The sequence below is a fragment of the Cobetia sp. BMC6 genome (genome assembly GCF_029991385.1).
Classification (GTDB): domain Bacteria; phylum Pseudomonadota; class Gammaproteobacteria; order Pseudomonadales; family Halomonadaceae; genus Cobetia.
Window position 1 is genome coordinate 374,133 of the sequence record NZ_JAKUMF010000001.1, and the last position, 19,319, is coordinate 393,451.

The following is a 19,319-nucleotide window of genomic DNA, read 5'->3' on the forward strand; positions in this document are numbered from 1 at the left end:
CGCCCACAAGGTGCAAGGGGGATGGCGACTTGACTGCCAAGAGTGCCAGAAAGACAAGTCGGGAACAGGCCAAGCCTGAAACCCGTAGCCGCCGTGCGGCAGCAACACCCAGGAAGCGTGCCCGTCAGAAAGCGGACTCGCCGGGCTTCTTCGCGCGTCTGCGCGGTGCTTCGGCCAACGAGTCCAGCCCGACACGCAAGACGCCGCGCGTCTCGGGCAAGCCCGCGAGGAAGGATGCCAGCGGCCAGCCTGCTGCCAAGACCAGAAACAAGCCGCGCGTGCAGGAAGAAAGCCCTGCAGCCCAGCGCCGCGCCGAGCGTCAGGCCGAACGCGCCGAACGTCAGGCCATCCGCGCCGAGCAGCGTGCGGAGAAGGCAGCGCGACCACCGTCACGCCTGACCACCACCCTGCAGGGCGTCAGTCGTGAAGGCGTGGTCATTCTCATGCTCAGCCTATGCGTCTTCATGCTGCTGGCGCTGTTCAGCTATGCGCCGACGGACCCCGGCTGGTCCTACAGCGGCCCTGAGCTCACGCCCAGCAACTGGATGGGCAGCATCGGTGCCTGGCTGTCAGATGTGCTGTATTCGCTGTTCGGCGGCAGTGCCCTGTGGTGGCCGGCGATGCTGGGCTTCGGTGCCTGGCGTCTGATGCGTCAGCCCAGTACAGAGCTGGTGTGGGACCCGACGACCATCGCGGTGCGTGCTGGCGGCCTGTTCCTGCTGATCATGGCGACCTGCGTCATCGGCGATATCCAGTTCTACAGCCCCGACAGCCAGCTGACCAACGGCGCGGGTGGCATTCTCGGCAAAGGCATTGCCGGTGCGCTGACGCCACTGATCGGCATGGGCGGCACGGTACTGGTCGCGCTGGCCAGTTTCCTGTGCGGCTTCACGCTGTTTACCGGCATGTCGTGGCTGACGGTCATGGATGAGCTGGGCAATGGCTGCATGCGGGTGTCCGGCTGGTTCGCCGAGCGCTTCAACAGCCGCCGCGACGATCAGGACGCCTACGATGACGAGGCAGCCTACGCCGAAGAGCCGCTGACTCACGAGGATGGTGAAGAGGATGACGCGGATCATGAACCAGCACCCAGACTGAGCTGGTGGCAGCGTCTGCTGCCGGGCCGGCGTGCCCGTGAGGATGAGTGGGACGAGGACAGTGACGAGATTCTGCTTGGTCGCCGGCAGGAGGCAGAAGGCATCGCCGCCAAGCCGCGCGGCCAGCGCCGTGTCGAGCCGTCACTGGACGGCGGCACCGACGAGGCCATCAGCGCTCGCGATGACTTCACGGACGACCGCAGCACCGATATCCCGTGGCAGACTGCTGAAACCACGCCTTCCGCCAAGGTGCCGGGCGCTGCCTACACCGAGCGCATGACGGTTCAGAGCGCCAATGTCAGCATCGAAGGGGTTGACCTGGCCGCGGCCCTGAAGACCGCCGTGACGGCAGAGGCTGCCTCCGCGCCGCGTGTCGCGCATGCCGATGTCACGCGCTCTCGTCTGCCGCAAGCCGCTGCCATAGAGGCTGAGCGCCAGCGTCATGCTGATGCCTCGGTTACGGCTCAGGCCCCCAAGGCGGCAACGCCAATCCCTGCCGCCGAAGATACAGCATCAGTCTCCGACAGTACGGCTGTCCCTGCTGCCTGGGACGCTGCCTCAGCCTTTGCGCCGACCGCTCGTCATGACACGGCTCGTCATGAAACCGCCCGTCACGACATGGCACAGGAAGCTCAGGCGCAGAGCGAGGCCGAGGCTCACAAGGCTCCGTCTCAGGCTCAAGAGCTGGCTCGCGAGCAGGAAGCGCAGCGCTTGGCTGATCAGGAAGCGCAACGTCTGGCAGAGCAGGAGGCGCAGCGCGAAGCAGCACAGAAAGCACAGCGCGCAGCCGAGCAGCAAGCGGCAGAGCGACAGGCGCAGCTTGAGAAAGAGGCGCAGCGTGAGAAAGAGGCACAGCGTGAGCGCGACGCGCAACTTGCGCGCGAGCGCAGCGGTGCCGCGCCGGATAGCCGCAATCAGCCGCCAGAGCCCAGGGACGACGATGATGCGCCCCTGCCCGGCAGTGGTGGTCGATTCGCCACGGCCGCAGGGCTGGCAGCCGGTGCGGGTGTGATGGCGGCCGGTGTCACGGCGGCCGCTTCCGAAACTCCTGCTCGCAAGGCGGTTGTCTCCTGGGATGATGCCTTCGAGCAGCCGACGGGCAACACGCCGACACAGGCAGATGCGCCTGCGGCGCCTCATCAACCAGCCGAGCCGGTCGCGCCAGCGGAGCCCGATTCCGTCACGCCTCAGGCCGAGCATGTGCCGCCTTTCGAGGCACCGACAGCCACGCCGGAAGCGGCCCCCGCGCCGGCCGAGCGTCCCTCCTGGGCCTATGACGGCGATGAGTCCGGCATGGTGCCCGGCGGTGGTCGCCTGGCGACGGCGGAGGATGCGCAGGCGGCTGCCAGCGACCCCTCCGGTCCGACCCTGTGGACCGTGGAGCACATGCAGAGTCAGCGCCATGAAGGCGCCGATCACGAGGAGGAGCCGGAAGGGGACTTGCCGCAGCTGAGCCTGCTGACGCCGCCGGATGCCCAGAAGCCCAACTACAGCGAAGAAGAGCTCGACCAGATGGCCGAGCTGCTGGTGGTGCGTCTGCGCGAGTATGGCGTCAAGGCCGAGGTGGCGGATGTCTGGCCGGGACCGGTCATCACGCGCTTCGAGATTCAGCCGGCACCGGGTGTCAAGGCGTCCAAGATATCCAATCTGTCGACGGACCTGGCGCGCTCACTGCTGGTCAAGAGCGTGCGCGTGGTCGAGGTGATTCCGGGCCGTCCGACGGTCGGCATCGAGATTCCCAATCCCAACCGTGCCATGATCCGTCTGCGCGAAGTGTTCGATTCCGATGCCTATCAGCTGGCGGAATCACCGGTCACGCTGGCGCTGGGCCAGGACATCGGTGGCGCACCTGTCGTGGCCAACCTTGGCAAGATGCCGCACCTGCTGGTCGCCGGTACCACCGGCTCGGGCAAGTCGGTGGGCATCAACTCGATGCTGATCTCGATGCTGCTCAAGGCCACGCCGGACGAAGTGCGCATGATCATGGTCGACCCCAAGATGCTGGAGCTGTCGGTCTATGACGGCATTCCGCACCTGCTGGCGCCGGTGGTGACTGACATGAAGGAGGCTGCCAACGCCCTGCGCTGGTGTGTCGCCGAGATGGAGCGTCGCTACAAGCTGATGGCCGCCATGGGCGTGCGCAACCTGGCCGGCTTCAATGCCAAGATCGATGAAGCCGAGGCGCACGGCGCTCAGATCGCTGACCCGCTGTGGGAGCCGCAGCCCTGGGAGATGCACCAGCATCCGCCGGTGCTCGCCAAGCTGCCCTACATCGTGGTGGTGATCGACGAGTTTGCCGACATGTTCATGATCGTCGGCAAGAAGGTCGAGGAGCTGATCGCACGTCTGGCCCAGAAGGCCCGTGCCGCGGGGATTCACTTGATTCTGGCCACCCAGCGTCCGTCAGTGGACGTGGTGACCGGCCTGATCAAGGCCAACATCCCGACGCGCATGGCCTTCCAGGTCTCCTCCAAGATCGACTCGCGCACCATTCTCGATCAGGGCGGCGCCGAGGACCTGCTGGGCCACGGTGACATGCTCTACCTGCCGGCCGGTGCTGGCATGCCGACGCGTGTTCATGGTGCCTTCGTCGATGATGACGAGGTCCACCGTGTGGTCGACGATTGGAAGCGTCGCGGCTCGCCAGAGTACATCGAGGAAATCCTCACCGGTGGTGTGCAGGCCGATGCGCTGGCCGGTCTCGAGGCTGAAGGCGAGGACAGCGATGCCGAGCAGGATGCGCTCTACGATGAGGCCGTGGCCTATGTCGTCGAGTCGCGTCGTGCTTCCATCTCTGCCGTGCAGCGCCGCTTCAAGATCGGGTACAACCGCGCCGCGCGTCTGGTCGAGGCGATGGAGATGGCGGGTGTCGTCTCCGCGATGGGCACCAATGGTTCGCGGGAAGTGATCGCGCCCAACCACAGCGGCTAGTCGCCGCAGGCCTTGTCGCTGCACGCCGGAACACACGAAGGGGAGCTTTTTGCTCCCCTTCGTGTCAAAGACGTCAGATAACAGATCACTGCCAGCAGGATGTTGGCAGCAATCATCCCGAATCGCTGAAATGATGATGGTCAGGTGCAGGGCCTCGATGCCGAGGCTCGCCACTGGTCTTCCTCATCGCAAGGAGTTTCATGAAGACATTGTCGCGTTCTTTCGCATCTTCGTTGACCGCTCGTCTGGCCAAGGGGCTGGGCGCCGCTCTGATGCTGGGCATGGCCGCTCTGCCAGCTCACGCCGAGGAATCGGCAGGCGATCGCCTGTCGCGCCTGCTGGAGCCGCTCAAGACCTATGCTGCCGACTTCGATCAGCAGATCCTCGATGCCTCCGGTCAGCGTCTGCAGGAAGCCAAGGGCAAGATGTGGCTGTCGCGCCCGGGCAAGTTCCGCTGGAGCGTCGATGCGCCGTACCGTCAGGAAGTGGTGTCGGATGGCAAGGAAGTCTATCTGCATGATCCGGACCTCGAGCAGGTCACCGTGCAGCCGCTGGATGAGCGCGTCACCCATACGCCGGCACTGTTGCTGTCAGGTCGTTCCAGTGAGTTGACCGCCAACTATGCGGTCAAGCGACAGCAGCAGGGTGCACGTGAGACCTTCACGTTGACGCCCAAGCAGGCCGATACGCTGTTTGAAAGCCTCAAGCTGACCTTCGACAGCGAGCAGCTCGACATGCTGCAGATGGCGGATTCCACCGGTCAGCGCACGGCGATCGACTTCAGCAACGTGCAGTACAACCCGTCGCTTCAGGATAGCCGTTTCGTGTTCCAGATCCCGCAAGGCGCCGACGTCATTCGCGAGCAGTGATCGCGCCCAAGGTGCAGCGCAAATCCTGAATACGCTTGACCAAACAGGAACGCCCGGACCAGACGGTTCGGGCGTTCCTGTTTGTGCCAGTTGCGACTCGGCAGTCATGTGCGTGTGAGATTCGCCGCTGATCAGCTCTGTCCGGGCGTCTCGCCACGGTCTGCGGCGGCGTCCTGCTCGCGGCGCCAGCGCTCAATCTCGGCGAAGCGCTTCTCGCCACCATGTTGGGTCGGGCGATAGAACTGCTGGGTCGGCAGTTCTTCTGGCCAGGCATCGTGGGAGCTGCCGGCCGGATAGCCATTGGGCTCGTTGTGGGCATAGCGATAGCCTTCGCCCATGCCCAGCTCCTTCATCAGCGTGGTCGGGGCATTGCGCAGGTAGACCGGCACTCCGAAGTGGGGCTGCTGGCGCACGAAGGCCTTGGCTTCCTTCCAGGCCACCTCGATGGCATTGCTCTTGGGCGCGATGGCCAGATGAATCGCCGCATGCGCGATGGCGCGCTGGCCCTCGTAGTCACCGAGGCGCAGATAGGCGTCCCAGGCGGCGATGGTCAGTGGCAGGGCGCGCGGGTCGGCATTACCGACATCCTCGGAGGCAATCGCCGTCAGGCGCCGCACGACATCCAGCGGGTCGCCGCCACCATCCATGAAGCGTGCCATGTACAACAGTGCCGCGTCGGGCCGCGAGGAGCGTATCGACTTGTGGATCGCCGACAGCAGGTCGTAATAGTCATCGCCCTGCTTGTCGAAGCTGGAGGCCTGATGACCCAGCACGGCCTCAAGCGAACTGTCCTCGAGTATCTCGCGCGTTCCTCCCTGGGCGTCTGGCTCACGACGCACGAAGTCACAGGCGGTCTCCAGCAGGCCCAGGGCACGGCGTGCATCGCCGGAGGCCGAGCGCGCGATGCGGGTCAGCGTCTCGCGGCTGGCTTCGATATTACGCTTGCCGAGGCCGTTGACCTCATCCTGCAGGGCGCGCGTCAGCACCTCGATCAGGTCGTCCGTCTCCAGGGCCTTGAGCACATAGACCCGCGCCCGTGACAGCAAGGCCGAGTTGACCTCGAAGGACGGGTTCTCGGTGGTCGCGCCGATCAGCGTCAGCAGGCCGGATTCCACATGCGGCAACAGGGCATCCTGCTGGCTCTTGTTGAGGCGGTGGATCTCATCGAGAAACATCACCGTCTGGCGATCGCTGGCCTGGAAGTGTCTGGCGCGCTCTACCACCTCGCGGATGTCCTTGACGCCGGCCATCACCGCCGAGAGCTGCTCCAGGTGCGCATCACAGCCCTTGGCCAGAATCTCGGCCAGCGTCGTCTTGCCGACCCCCGGCGGCCCCCACAGGATCATCGAGCGCACCACACCGGAGGCCACCATCTGGCGCAGCGGCATGTCAGGCCCGACCAACGCTGTCTGTCCGATGTAGTCATCCAGGGTGCGTGGACGCATGCGGAAGGCCAGTGGCGCATGGGAATTCGAGGCGGTATCGGCAAAAAGATCCATCGGCGAGTCTGGCTCCGGCAGGCGTGGGCAGTATTGCGCTCATCATGGCCGATCCTGCAGACCTGTACAAATCAGCAGTGGCGGTGCGCTCAGTCAGCGGCCTCAGGCCGCGCGTGGCATCGCACCAGACTGTCATGTTTTCCTGACAGCATGAGACGCTCATTCAGGCAATCCCACCCAACGTCTAACTGGCGCTTGGGGGATGTGTCCTACACTTCTAGGTGACGACATTGCTACATTCGGTAGCAATGCCCGAGGCGGCAGCGCTGTCTGCCAGCATCGGCCACCTGTTCCGTAAGGAGGAGGAAGTCATGCCCAATGTGACTCAGCTGCGCCAGGACCACGCCAACATGGCTCGTCTGCTGCACGTGCTTTCGCATCGCCACAAGACGCTCGTCAGTGGTGAGCGTCCCGACTTTCGCATGATGCGTGAGGTGGTGGATTACATTCTCGATTACATGCAGGGCTTCATCATTCCGCTGGAGCGTCAATGCACCCAGATGCTGTGCGAACGCTCCGAAGACGCCGCGCCACTCTGTCAGCGCCTCATCCAGCAATATCGCACCCTGCACGAGCGTCTGGACAAGCTGTCCGACAACCTCGACAGCATCCTGATGGACCAGATCATCCCGATGGACCAGTTCAATGCCGACCTGCGCGAGTATGTGGAGGCACACCGTGACTACCTGCGTGCCGAGCGCCAGGAGCTGTTCCCGCTGATGCGCGACAACCTCAGTGACGAGGAATGGCAGCAGCTGACCGATGCCATCCCGCATGCGCGCACCGAGCTTGAGCGCCTTCAGGAAGCCTACCCGGAACTCTACGCCGAGCTGACCGAGAGTGATGTCGTGACCGCCTGAACCACGTCGGTTCGATCAGTGACGCTCTGATCCATAGCGGTCTAGTCAGGAACTCGCCACACAGAAAGAATCCGCACCTTGCCCGCCACAACAGAAAGAACGCCAAGTCGTTGGCGGGTATTCCGAAAGTCTCCACGTCTCATCTCCCCCACACTGAGCTCATCACATGACGCCCGCCGCGTTTCGGTGGGCGTTGTCCTTGGCGGTGTTCCGCCTTCTCAGATGACGGCCGAGCGGCCCGGGAGACAAGCGATGAGTGCTCAATCTCTTGCACGACAGTGGGCAACTTCCCAGGACGGAGCGACATCCGAGCCTGCCCAGTTCGCCAGCGAAGGCATTGCTCTGGAAGACCAGCGCCTGTTTCGCCAGCTCGCCTACGTGAATGGCTGCTGGGTGCATGGCGAAGGCGGGCGCGAGGAGGCGGTCTTCGACCCTGCCACCGGCGAGCGTCTCGGCCAGGTGCCGTGGCTCGAGGAGGCGCAGATTGACGCCGCCATCGCCGCCGCCGATGAGGCCCAGCGTGAATGGCGCAAGCTGCGCGTCGACCAGCGCGGCGAGCTGCTGGATGCCTGGTACGACCTCATCCGTGCCCACAAGGAAGACCTGGCCATGCTGATGACGCGTGAGCAGGGCAAGTCGCTGGACGATGGGCGTGGCGAGGTGGAATACGGCGCCAGCTTCGTTCACTGGTTCGCCGAGGAGGGCAATCGTGCCTTCGGCGAGACCATCCCCAGCCATATCCCGAATGCCGCGCTGGGCACCGTGCGTGAGCCTATCGGTGTCGCGGCGCTGATCACGCCGTGGAACTTCCCGCTGGCGATGATCACCCGCAAGGCCGCGGCCGCACTGGCGGCGGGCTGTACGGTGCTGGTCAAGCCGGCCGGCGAGACGCCGTTCTCGGCGCTGGCGCTGGCGGAGCTGGCCGAGCGCGCCGGCATTCCCGCCGGTGTCTTCAGCGTCATCACCGGCGAGGCCTCCGAGGTCTCCAAGCAGCTGTGTGACGACCCGCGCGTCGCCGGGCTGTCATTCACCGGTTCCACCCGGGTCGGGCGTCTGCTGCTGAAACAGTGCGCCGACAGCGTCAAGCGTGTCTCGCTGGAGCTGGGCGGCAATGCACCCTTCATCGTCGGGCCGGACATGGACCCCGAGGAGGCTGCGCGCGCCGCCGTCGATGCCAAGTTCCAGACCTCCGGTCAGGACTGCCTCGCGGCCGACCGTATCCTGGTCCACGACAGCCTCTACGAGGACTTCCTGAGCCACTTCGCGCGCATCATGAAGCAGCTCAAGGTCGGCAATGGCCAAGTGAAGGGGATCGACCTTGGCCCGCTGATCCACCGCGACGCCGTCGCCAAGGCGCAGACCATCGTCGATGACGCCGTCGAGCGCGGCGCGCGGCTGATCCACGGTGACCAGAGCATGGCGCCGGGCCCCAACTTCTTCATGCCGGTGTTGCTGGCCGACATCACGCCGGACATGCGTGTCTGGCGAGAGGAAACCTTCTCGCCGGTGGCCGGCATCACCGCCTGGCACGATGAGGAAGAGGTGATCGCGATGGCCAACGACACCGAATACGGCCTCGCCGCCTACGTCTATACCCACGATGTGCGCCGCATCTGGCGACTGATGCGTGGCCTGCGCTTCGGCATGGTCTCGGTCAATTCCGTCAAGATGACCGGCGCGCCGATTCCCTTCGGCGGCGTCAAGCAATCCGGCCTGGGTCGCGAAGGTGGCCGTCAGGGGCTCGAGGAATATCTCGATATCAAGTACTACTGTCTGGGTGGACTGGAAAGCGCCTCCGGAAGTTGAGACGGACATCCTTCACTGTCACATGTCGTTCATGGCGACCGGTGGCCATTGAGCACCGCCGGTCGATCGCCCCTAGTTAAGCATTCGGAGAGTCACATGAGCACCGATAACACCCTGAGCCAGGCCGCCAGCTTCGATGATGCGACCTCGACCGATGAACTGATTCGCCGTGACCGCAAGGTCACCTTCCATGCCTCGACCCACCTGCGCGATTACGCCCAGGGCGATGCACCGGGCCGCGTGATCACCGGCGGCGAAGGCATCCGCATCCGTGAGCGTGACGGACGTGAGCTGATCGACGGCTTCGCCGGCCTCTACTGCGTCAATATCGGTTACGGGCGCACGGAAGTCGCCGATGCCATCCATGAGCAGGCCCTCAAGCTCAGTTACTACCACACCTATGTCGGCCACTCGAACGAGCCGCAGATCGCGCTGTCCGAGAAGATTCTCGAGCTGGCCGGCCCCGGCATGGCCAGGGTCTATTACGGCATGTCCGGCAGTGATGCCAACGAGACCCAGCTCAAGCTGGTGCGCTATTACCACAACGTGATCGGCAAGCCGGAGAAGAAGAAGGTCATCTCGCGCTGGCGCGGCTATCACGGCTCCGGCATCGCCTCTGGCTCGCTGACCGGGCTGGCGGCCTTCCATGATCACTTCGATCTGCCGATTCCGGGCATCCTGCACACCGAGGCGCCGGACTACTACCGCCGTCCTGCCGAGTGCGCCGAGATGAGCGAGCGCGAATTCTCCACCTGGTGCGCCGAGAAGCTCGAGGCGATGATCCAGGCCGAGGGGCCGGAGACCGTCGGCGCCTTCATCGGCGAGCCGGTACTGGGTACCGGTGGCATCGTGCCGCCGCCGGAAGGCTACTGGGAGGCCATCCAGGCCGTGCTCAAGCGTCACGACATCCTGTTGATCTGCGATGAAGTGGTGTGCGGCTTCGGGCGCATCGGCAGCCAGTTCGGCTTCCAGCACTTCGGCATCAAGCCGGACCTGGTAACCATCGCCAAGGGCCTGACCAGCGCCTATCAGCCGCTGTCCGGGGTCATCGTCGGCGACCGTGTATGGAAGGTACTGGAGCAGGGCACCGGCGAATTCGGCCCCATCGGCCACGGCTGGACCTACTCCGGGCATGCGCTGGGCGCCGCCGCCGGCGTCGCCAATCTGGAGATCATTCGCCGCGAGGGCCTGGTCGACAATGCCCGCGATACCGGCGCCTATCTGCAGAACGCCATGCAGGCCGCCTTCGCCGATCACCCCATCGTCGGCAATGTGCGTGGCATCGGCCTGCTGGCGGCACTGGAGTTCTCGCCGCAGCCGTCACAGCGCAAGGCGTTCGACTCAGCGCTCAAGGTCGGCCCGCGCATCTCCGCGGCGGCCCTTGAGGAAGGCCTGGTGGCACGCGCCATGCCGCAGGGCGACATCCTCGGCTTCGCGCCGCCGCTGGTGGTTACCCCCGAGGAAATCGATGACATCGTCGCCCGCGCGCGTCGCGCCGTGGACAAGGTGCATCAGGAGCTCGTCGACAATGGCGATCTCTCTTCCGGTGATCCCGCTTCTGGTGACAAGTAAGTCATGGCATTGACCTTACCCCCGCTCAAGAGTACACGGGAAACGCCGCTGGCGCTGGCCGATATCTATGCCGCGCGCCAGCGGCTGTTTCATTCATCGACGGCCACGGGTGTCGAACGCACGGCGCTGGTGCCGTCACCGGCGCTGTCGCGCCGCTTCGATGCCGAGATTCTGCTCAAGCTGGAGACCCGCCAGCCCACCGGCGCCTTCAAGCTGCGCGGGGCCAGCAATCTGCTGGCCGCCGTGGCGGAACAGGACACCGGAGAGGCCTTCGAGCGCCTTCAGCGCGGCGTGACCACCGCCTCCACCGGCAATCACGGTCGCGCGCTGGCCTACGCCGCGATGCGCCGTGGCCTCAGGGCGGTCATCTGTCTCTCCGAGCAGGTGCCCGCCAACAAGGTGCGTGCCATCGAGGCGCTGGGTGAGCTGGGCGGTGCCACTGGTGGCAGTGTCGAGGTGCGCCGGGTCGGGCGCAGCCAGGACGAGGCCTTCCACGAGGTCAATCGGCTGGTCGAGGAGGAGGGCATGCTGTCGGTGCCGCCCTTCGATGACCCGCTGATCGTGGCCGGTCAGGGCACCATCGGGCTTGAGTTGATGGAGGATTGCCCGCAGCTCGATCAGGTACTGATCGGACTGTCCGGCGGCGGCCTGCTCGGCGGCATCGGGGCGGCGCTCAAGGCGATTCGCCCCGAGATGCAGGTGCATGGCATCAGCCTCACCGAAGGCGCAGCCATGTGGCACAGCCTGCAGGCAGGCGAACCGGTGGAGGTGGAAGAGGTCGCCAGTCTCGGCGACTCACTGGGCGGCGGCATCGGGCTTGGCAATCACACCACGCTGCCGCTGGTGCGCCGCGTGATGGATCACCACCATCAGGTCAGCGAGCGCGCCATCGCCCGCGCCATGCTGATGCTGCTGGAAGAGGAGAAGCTGCTGGTCGAGGGCGCCGCCGTGGTCGGGCTTGCCGCACTCGAGGCCTCGCGGCTGGGCGAGACCGACCCGGTGCTGGCCGAGTCGATCCGCGGCCAGCGTGTCGCGCTGATCATCAGCGGCAACGGCGTCAGTCTGGAGACCTTCGATCAGGCCCGAGCGCTGCTGGCGGACGCTCAGCAGTGATTTATTCGCCCATGGCTCACAGCGTGAGACAGCTGACGGCACACCAGGAGGAGGGCGCATGACACAACCGGCTCAAGAAAGCATGCAGACGTATTCCCGTGAACAGATCGAGCAGGTCGTGGGGCTGGACGCCACGGCACTGGGCACCATTCGCGATGCCTTCATCGCGCTGGGCCAAGGCAAGGTGGTGCAGCCGCCGATCCTGTCGATGGCCATCGAGGAGGCCAACGGCGAGGTGGACGTCAAGACCGCCCATATCCAGGGGCTCAAGCACTTCGCGATCAAGATCAGTCCCGGCTTCTTCAACAATCCCGCCCGCGGCCTGCCAAGCCTCAATGGCCTGATGGTGGTGTTCTCCGCCGAGACGGGACTGGCCAGGGCCCTGCTGGATGACGGCGGCTATCTCACCGCCATTCGTACCGCGCTGGCCGGTGCCGTGGCGGCAGAGGCCCTGTCACGCCCCGACAGCAAGCGCGTCGCGCTGATCGGCGCCGGTGAGCAGGCGAGCCTGCAGCTGGAGGCGCTGCGGCTGGTGCGCGACATCGAGAGTGTCGATGTCTGGGCACGCGACAAGGAGCGGGCCGAGCGTTTCGCGCGTGAGACGGAGGAGCGACTGGGCCTCACCGTACGCAGTCATGACAGCCTGCACGCGGTGTGTCAGAACGCCGACATCATCGTCACTGCCACGCCATCTCACACGCCGCTGCTGGAATACTCGATGCTGCCGGAAGGCGTGCATGTCACCGCGATGGGTTCCGACAGCCCCGAGAAGCGCGAGCTGGAAGCCGATGTGCTGACCGATTGCGACTACTTCGTGTGTGACAGCCGTGCCCAGTCGGAAATCAATGGCGAGCTGAAGGGGCTGGATGAAGACCAGGCCAAGGCGTGCGAGGTGTACGAGCTGGGCAAGCTGCTGGCCGATGGGCGTCGCCTGCGTGAGGGTGACCAGAACAGAGGTGAAGAGACCGAAACCGCCACTGATACCCGCATCACGGTGGCAGACCTGACCGGCACCGGCGTGCAGGACACCGCGATTGCCAGCCTGGCGCTGGCTCGACTCGCCCAGCGCTAGCGCCGCACGCAGCGACAGCGGGTCGTGAAGGCGCGACGGACTTGCCCAGCGCGGCGCCGCATGCGAGGGTCACGCAGTAACGGCAGGAAGCCGTTGACTCCCTCGTCCACTCGGAGCCTGTCGTGACTCGAACCATGCCCTCACCCTCTGCTGCGCCGCGCGCCCTCAATGCTGCTCCCGGGGTAGAGGTCCGCCGCTCGCCGCTGGCGGACCTCTGCGCCGACTGCGATGCCGTGACGCTGCTGCCACCGCTATCCCCGCCGGGTGAGGGGTATCTGCGCCATTTCTGCCAGCTGGATTCCCCGCTGGCGGTGTTCGATCTCGACGATACCCTGCTCGATGGCGACTGCACCGGCATGTGGATGCGCTGGATGGCCGCCTGTGGCTGGATCGAGGATGTCGAGGCCTTCATGGCCATCGGCGAGCGCCATCAGAGCGAGTATCACGCCGGCACTCTGGATATCCACGAGCACACCGGTCATCTGCTCAGTCCGCTCATCGGGCGACATCGCGATGAGGTGCGGCGCGAAGTCGATGATTTCGTGGAAGAAATGGTGATGCCGCGTCTGCTGGAAGGCGGCATCGCGCGTCTGGCTGAACACGGCGAGGCGGGCCATCGCACCCTGATCATCTCCGCCTCCATGCACCATCTGGTCGGCCCCATCGCCAGTCGCCTGACCGCCGATGGCGCGCTGGCCACCCATCCTGCCTTCGATGAAGAGGGCCGCTTCACCGGCGAGACCACCGGCATCGTCACCTTCCGCGAAGGCAAGCTGGCGGCGCTGGACGCCTGGCTGGAAGACGCAAGCCAGCTCAAGCGTGCGCCGCAGGCACTGTGGGGCTACTCCGATTCCCACAACGACCTGCCGCTGCTGGAGCGGGTCGATCATCCCCACGCCACCCAGCCGGATGCGCCGCTGCGCCAGTTCGCCGAAGCGCGTGGCTGGCCGGTGGTCGACTGGCGCCAGTCGCACCTGTCCATCGAATCGGACTGAGCGTGCATGCAGCCGTCGACTGACCCCCACCTCGTGCCCGATCACAACCCGGATGCCAGAGCCCTGCAGGCGCGTGGCGTCGCGCTGACGGCGCTGGGCGTGCTGCTGATCTCGCCGGATGCGCTGTTGCTGCGCCTCGCCGATGTCGCCGATGGCCCGCTGGTGTTCTGGCGCGGCCTGCTGACGGCCATCGGCTTCGCGCTGATTCTGCTGCTCACCCAGCGCGGCGGGCCTGGCCAGCGCTTGGTCAGTGCGCTGGCGCGCATGCGTGGCTGCGGGCGCACGGGACTGTGGGTCGCGCTGCTGTTCACCGGCTCCACGCTGGGCTTCGTGCTCGCCAATCAATACACCCGCGCCGGCAATGTGCTGATCATCCTCGCCGCCAGTCCACTGTTCGCAGCGCTGATGTCGCGGCTATGGCTGGGCGAGCGCCAGCCGCGCCATGTATGGGGCGCGATTCTGGTCTCGCTGGCGGGCATCACGCTGTTGGTGATGGACGAGGCGGGCAGCGGCTCGTTGACCGGCAATCTGCTCGCATTGGGCTGCAGCCTGTCGCTGGCGGGCAACTTCACGCTGTGTCGCACGCGCCCGGGGCTCGACATGAGCCCGATGCTGACGCTGTCGGGACTGCTGACCGCGCTGTGTGGCCTGCTGGCCTGCACGTGGTTGGCAGTCTCTGGGGCAGGAGAGGGTGCAGGGGAGGGTGCAGCAGAGGTCCTCGAGAGCGTGCTCACCCAGCTATGGCCCTCGCACAGCGATGATTTCGCTCAGCGCGCCGGCTGGCTGGTGCTGCTGTGTCTGGTGCTCTCGCCGCTGGGCTTCACGCTGATCCAGCGCGGCCCGCTGTATCTGCCGTCCGCCGAGGTGGCGTTGCTGATGCTGCTGGAAAGCGTGTTCGGCATCCTGTGGGTGTGGTGGGTGCTGGACGAGTCGCTGACACTGCGCGGCTGGGTAGGCGGCGCCATGGTGCTGGGCGCGATGCTGATCAAGAGCCTGATCGACCGCCGCCTGCGTCACCTGCAGGCCATGCGCGCCCCTTCTGCGGATGCGTCTGCGGGCGGCAACTGATACAATCCCGCCCATCCCCGAGTTTATTCACTGTCAAATGACAGCCCTCTGGACGCCTCACGGCGACCGGAGCGAATAGCTCATGGCGCGAAGAAAGCCACAGGGCGACCGGAAACGATAGCACTTCACGACGCGAGCCAGGCGCGAGCGGCACTGCCCTGACGCAGTGATGAAGATTGCCACAACCGGCCGTCAGACTGACTCGACAGCGCCAGGATTCAGCACGCACACCACCCTCCCCAACCTGTTGCGGACGACTCGATGACAAGCAGCCTCAAACAGCAGTGGCTCTCCAACCTCCGGCCCGACATCCTGTCCGGCCTGGTGGTGGCGTTGGCCCTGATCCCCGAAGCCATCGCCTTCTCCATCATTGCCGGTGTCGACCCCAAGGTCGGCCTGTATGCCTCCTTCTCCATCGCCGTGGTGACTGCCATCGCCGGTGGCCGTCCGGGCATGATCTCCGCCGCCACCGGTGCCATGGCACTGCTGATGGTCGACCTGGTCAAGGACCACGGCCTGGAATACCTGCTGGCCGCCACCGTGCTGACCGGCGTGATCCAGATCATCTTCGGCTACTTCAAGCTCGGCTCGCTGATGCGCTTCGTGTCGCGCTCGGTGGTCACCGGCTTCGTGAATGCGCTGGCGATCCTGATCTTCATGGCCCAGCTGCCGGAGCTGACCAACGTCACCTGGCACGTCTACGCCATGACGGCGGCCGGTCTCGGCATCATCTATCTGCTGCCGCTGGTGCCGAAGGTCGGCAAGCTGCTGCCGTCGCCGCTGGTCTGCATCATCGTGCTGACCATCTTCTCCATGATCGTCGGTCTGGATATCCGCACCGTCGGCGACATGGGCGAGCTGCCGGACAGCCTGCCGGTGTTCCTGATTCCGGACATCCCCTTCAATCTGGAAACCCTGTGGATCATCCTGCCGTACTCGCTGCCGCTGGCGGTCGTGGGTCTGCTGGAATCCCTGATGACGGCCACGCTGGTCGATGACCTGACCGATACGCCGTCCGACAAGAACCGTGAGTGCAAGGGCCAGGGCGCGGCCAACGTCGTCACCGGCTTCCTCGGCGGCATGGCGGGTTGCGCGATGATCGGTCAGACGATGATCAACGTGAAGTCCGGCGGTCGTACGCGCCTCTCCACCATGGTGGCGGGTGTCGTGCTGCTGATTCTGGTCGTGTTCCTCGGCCCGTGGGTCTCGCAGATTCCGATGGCCGCACTGGTCGCGGTGATGATCATGGTCTCCATCGGCACCTTCTCCTGGCAGTCGATCCGTGATCTCAAGACCCACCCGATGTCCACCAACATCGTCATGCTGGGCACCGTGGCCGTCGTGGTCGCGACTCACAACCTGGCGATCGGTGTGCTGGTCGGCGTGCTGCTCTCGGCGCTGTTCTTCGCCAACAAGATCGGTCAGGTGCTGCATATCGGCAGCGACATGAATGCCGATGGCCGTACCCGCGAATACCGCGTGGTCGGTCAGGTGTTCTTCGCCTCCAGCGAGCAGTTCCAGGCCGGTTTTGACCTCAAGGAGACCGTCGAGCGTGTCGTCATCGACGTCAGCCGTGCGCACTTCTGGGACATCACCGCCATCGGCGCGCTGGACACCGTGGTGGTCAAGTTCCGCCGCGAGGGGACCGAGGTCGAGGTGCGTGGCCTCAACGAAGCCAGCGCCACGCTGGTGGATCGCTTCGCGGTGCATGACAAGCCGGATGCGGTCGAGAAACTGATGGGTCATTGATCCCGTTGGCGCCTCCCGCCTGATCGAGGGCGGGGCGCCAGCAGCGTGATTGATGCGTAAAGACGGCGGGCAGTCCTTCACGGGCTACCCGCCGTTTGCGTTGATGGGGTCGGAAAGTGGTAATCTCGAAACAGGCGCCTGAAGCGCCAACCTTGATCGTCAGCATAAGGAAGCACGCCATGAGCCAATCCTCTGCCAGTGCCCTGACAGGCCATGACAAGGTCACCGCCTGCATTGACGGCTCCGCCTTTGCCGTCTCCGTGTGTGATGCCGCCGTATGGGCAAGCCAACGTCTCTCGGCGCCGCTGAGCTTCCTGCATGTGATCGACCGCCAGGAAGGGGCGGGCGAGGCCAGCAGTGATCTCTCCGGCAGCATCGGGCTCGGCGCGCGCGAGCACCTGCTGGAAGAGCTCGCCACCCTGGATGAGCAACGCGGGCGTATCGCCCAGGAGCAGGGCCGCCTGATGCTGGAGGCCGCCTACGAGCGCGCCGTGCAGGCGGGTATCGCCGAGCCGCGCCCACGCCAGCGCAATGGCGAGCTGGTCGAGACCCTGGAGGAGCTTGAGGACGAGATTCGCCTGCTGGTGATCGGCAAGCGTGGTGAAGGGGCGGAGCAGGCCAGCGAGCACCTGGGCAGCAATCTGGAGCGCGTGATCCGCAGCCTGCATCGCCCCGTGCTGGTGGTGCCGGGCGAGTTCAATCTGCCGACGCGGGTGCTGATCGCCTTCGATTGCAGCAGCACCATCAAGCGCGCCGTCGAGGTGTTGGCGGCCAGTCCCCTGCTGCAAGGCGCGGAGCTGCATCTGGTGATGGTCGGCGCGGAAACGGTGGAGCATCAAGCACCGCTGGACGCCGCGCGCGACACTCTCACCGCGGCAGGTTTCAGCGTGCAGGCAAGCTTCAGAGCGGGGGAGGTGGAAGCCTGTCTGCGTGAATATGCCAAGGAACACGCCATCGACATGCTGGTGATGGGCGCCTACGGTCACTCGCGCATCCGTCAGTTGCTGGTCGGCAGCACCACTACCGAGATGATTCGCAACGCCACGGTGCCGCTGCTGATCCTGCGCTAGCACTGTTCAGCCCACGCCCTGCCGGGCAATGAGAACGCCGCGCCTTTCCCTGTCATGTCGGGACGGCGCGGCGTCGTCATTTCTACCCCTTGGGGAGTGGCTACAGGTACGCAAGGCAGAAACCCTCTCGACGACTGGAAAATACCCCGCAGGTCGCGTTGCGCCGCTCGCCGGAATCTGGAACGCTGATGGCCGCTTATCCTCATTGCGCGTCATGCCGCTGCGGGGCTTTCCCTTACGCAGGCGCGTCTTTCACCACTCCAAGAAGAACGGCACAAGGACACTCTCCATGAGCGATATCCAACGTCACGACACCAAGCCGCGCATGAGCCGCGCCGTGATCCACAACAACACCATCTACCTGTGTGGTCAGGTTGCCGGACCGGACCACCGCTTCGGGAATATCACGGACCAGGCCAACAGCATGCTCGCGCGTGTCGATGCGCTGCTGGAAGAAGTCGGCACCGACCGCGAGCACCTGCTCTCCGCCACCGTCTATCTCAAGACAATGGATGACTTCAAGACCTTCAACGACATCTGGGATACCTGGGTACCACAAGGTCACGCCCCCGCCCGCGCCTGCGTACAAGCCGCCATGGCCAGCCCGGAACTGCTGTGTGAAATTACCGTGGTCGCTGCCGTTAAGTAACTCGCAGTATGATTTTTCTAAGCCCGTCTGAGATTTCTCTGGCGGGTTTTTAAAGTAATTGTTTTTTTGACATTTAAGCTAAGATAATCATATAATCTAAAGATAATTTATATTTATTTGTGATATAGGGTTTTTATGTTAAAGCCTAATGGAAGAGAAGTTATTGAAGACAAAGAAATTAATACAGGAGAGAAAGAGGTAGTTAAAGCAGACTCCGCAGGTGAGCAGTTTAGGAATAAGTTATTTTTGCGCTTGGTTGCTAAAAAAGCACAGTTTAAAAGAGTTGATTTTAGTTACACTATATTTGATTCTGTTTATTTTAAAAATTGCACTTTTGATAGCTGTAACTTTATAGGATGTAAGTTTTTAAATAGTAATCTGTCGGGCTCTAGTTTTCATGGGTGCGATTTTATTTATTCTACTTTTGATAAGACTCAAGTAGACACTGATATTTTGAAGTCTGAGTTTAATGGTAGGGAGAATCTAAAGCTAAAGTTTGCGCGGTCATTGCGATTGAACTATCAGCAGCTTGGTGATTCTAAAGCTGTTAATAAAGCAATGGGTGTAGAGCTACAAGCAACAGAAACACATCTAAAAAAGTCATGGCATTCTGACGAAAAGTATTATAGAGATAAATACAAGGGGATTAGACGTTTTCAAGCTCTTCTTGAATGGGTTAACTTTAAATTTTTGGATTTAGTCTGGGGTAATGGTGAGTCTGCGACTAAACTAGTTAGATGTATGGTTTTTTTGTTAATAGTTATGGCTATGGCTCATGTTTTCTTTTTTGGAGATACTAATTCCATAAGTGATTATCTTCAATCAGCTGTAATCTCTGTACAAGTTTTTCTTGGAGTTATTAAGCCGTTAGAATACTCAAATACATATTTGGCATTTATATATTCAATAAAACTCGTGATGTTTGGTTTTTTTGTATCTATAGTTGTTAAAAGGTTCAATAGGCGCTGA

At 63.6% G+C, this 19,319-nt stretch carries 14 protein-coding genes; 13 read left to right on the forward strand and 1 reads right to left on the reverse strand.

Features of this window, described 5'->3' with window-relative positions:
* Positions 1–29 precede the first annotated feature (29 nt).
* Complete coding sequence (locus MKZ40_RS01625) at positions 30–4,028, forward strand: DNA translocase FtsK 4TM domain-containing protein (RefSeq protein ID WP_175088440.1); 3,999 nt, start codon at positions 30–32, stop codon at positions 4,026–4,028.
* Between the two features lie 200 nt (positions 4,029–4,228).
* The gene (gene lolA, locus MKZ40_RS01630; RefSeq protein WP_175088441.1) at positions 4,229–4,897 is read left to right on the forward strand and encodes an outer membrane lipoprotein chaperone LolA; all 669 of its coding nucleotides are present in this window, start codon (positions 4,229–4,231) and stop codon (positions 4,895–4,897) included.
* A 131-nt stretch (positions 4,898–5,028) separates the two neighbouring features.
* Here the strand turns inward: lolA and MKZ40_RS01635 are convergent, their stop codons facing one another.
* The gene (locus tag MKZ40_RS01635) at positions 5,029–6,396 is read right to left on the reverse strand and encodes a replication-associated recombination protein A (RefSeq protein ID WP_175088442.1); all 1,368 of its coding nucleotides are present in this window, start codon (positions 6,394–6,396) and stop codon (positions 5,029–5,031) included.
* Positions 6,397–6,707: 311 nt separating this feature from the next.
* On the opposite strand from MKZ40_RS01635, the gene MKZ40_RS01640 reads away from it, so the two are divergent.
* From MKZ40_RS01640 to MKZ40_RS01690, 11 genes are all read left to right on the forward strand, one after another.
* Positions 6,708–7,256 (forward strand): hemerythrin domain-containing protein, encoded by a 549-nt coding sequence (locus MKZ40_RS01640; protein WP_043331576.1) that lies wholly within the window; start codon positions 6,708–6,710, stop codon positions 7,254–7,256.
* A gap of 252 nt (positions 7,257–7,508) precedes the next feature.
* On the forward strand, positions 7,509–9,062 hold the full coding sequence (locus tag MKZ40_RS01645; protein WP_175088443.1) for an NAD-dependent succinate-semialdehyde dehydrogenase: 1,554 nt from the start codon (positions 7,509–7,511) through the stop codon (positions 9,060–9,062).
* Positions 9,063–9,158: 96 nt separating this feature from the next.
* On the forward strand, positions 9,159–10,634 hold the full coding sequence (locus MKZ40_RS01650) for an aminotransferase (protein WP_175088444.1): 1,476 nt from the start codon (positions 9,159–9,161) through the stop codon (positions 10,632–10,634).
* A gap of 3 nt (positions 10,635–10,637) precedes the next feature.
* Positions 10,638–11,747, forward strand: a complete 1,110-nt coding sequence (locus MKZ40_RS01655; protein WP_175088445.1) for a pyridoxal-phosphate dependent enzyme — start codon at positions 10,638–10,640, stop codon at positions 11,745–11,747.
* Positions 11,748–11,805: 58 nt separating this feature from the next.
* The gene (locus MKZ40_RS01660) at positions 11,806–12,819 is read left to right on the forward strand and encodes a cyclodeaminase (protein ID WP_254626976.1); all 1,014 of its coding nucleotides are present in this window, start codon (positions 11,806–11,808) and stop codon (positions 12,817–12,819) included.
* Positions 12,820–12,953: 134 nt separating this feature from the next.
* Positions 12,954–13,814 carry an HAD-IB family hydrolase gene (locus MKZ40_RS01665; protein ID WP_175088446.1) on the forward strand — a complete coding sequence of 287 codons (861 nt, stop codon included), beginning with the start codon at positions 12,954–12,956 and terminating at the stop codon, positions 13,812–13,814.
* Positions 13,815–13,820: 6 nt separating this feature from the next.
* A complete protein-coding gene (locus MKZ40_RS01670; protein ID WP_175088447.1) occupies positions 13,821–14,882 on the forward strand; it encodes a DMT family transporter in 1,062 nt (353 codons plus the stop codon).
* 261 nt (positions 14,883–15,143) lie between these two features.
* On the forward strand, positions 15,144–16,631 hold the full coding sequence (locus tag MKZ40_RS01675; RefSeq protein ID WP_175088448.1) for a SulP family inorganic anion transporter: 1,488 nt from the start codon (positions 15,144–15,146) through the stop codon (positions 16,629–16,631).
* 179 nt (positions 16,632–16,810) lie between these two features.
* Positions 16,811–17,701: a universal stress protein gene (locus MKZ40_RS01680; RefSeq protein WP_175088449.1), complete on the forward strand. Its 891-nt coding sequence runs from the start codon at positions 16,811–16,813 to the stop codon at positions 17,699–17,701.
* Positions 17,702–17,990: 289 nt separating this feature from the next.
* Positions 17,991–18,350: a RidA family protein gene (locus MKZ40_RS01685; RefSeq protein ID WP_175088450.1), complete on the forward strand. Its 360-nt coding sequence runs from the start codon at positions 17,991–17,993 to the stop codon at positions 18,348–18,350.
* A 135-nt stretch (positions 18,351–18,485) separates the two neighbouring features.
* Complete coding sequence (locus MKZ40_RS01690) at positions 18,486–19,319, forward strand: pentapeptide repeat-containing protein (RefSeq protein WP_175088451.1); 834 nt, start codon at positions 18,486–18,488, stop codon at positions 19,317–19,319.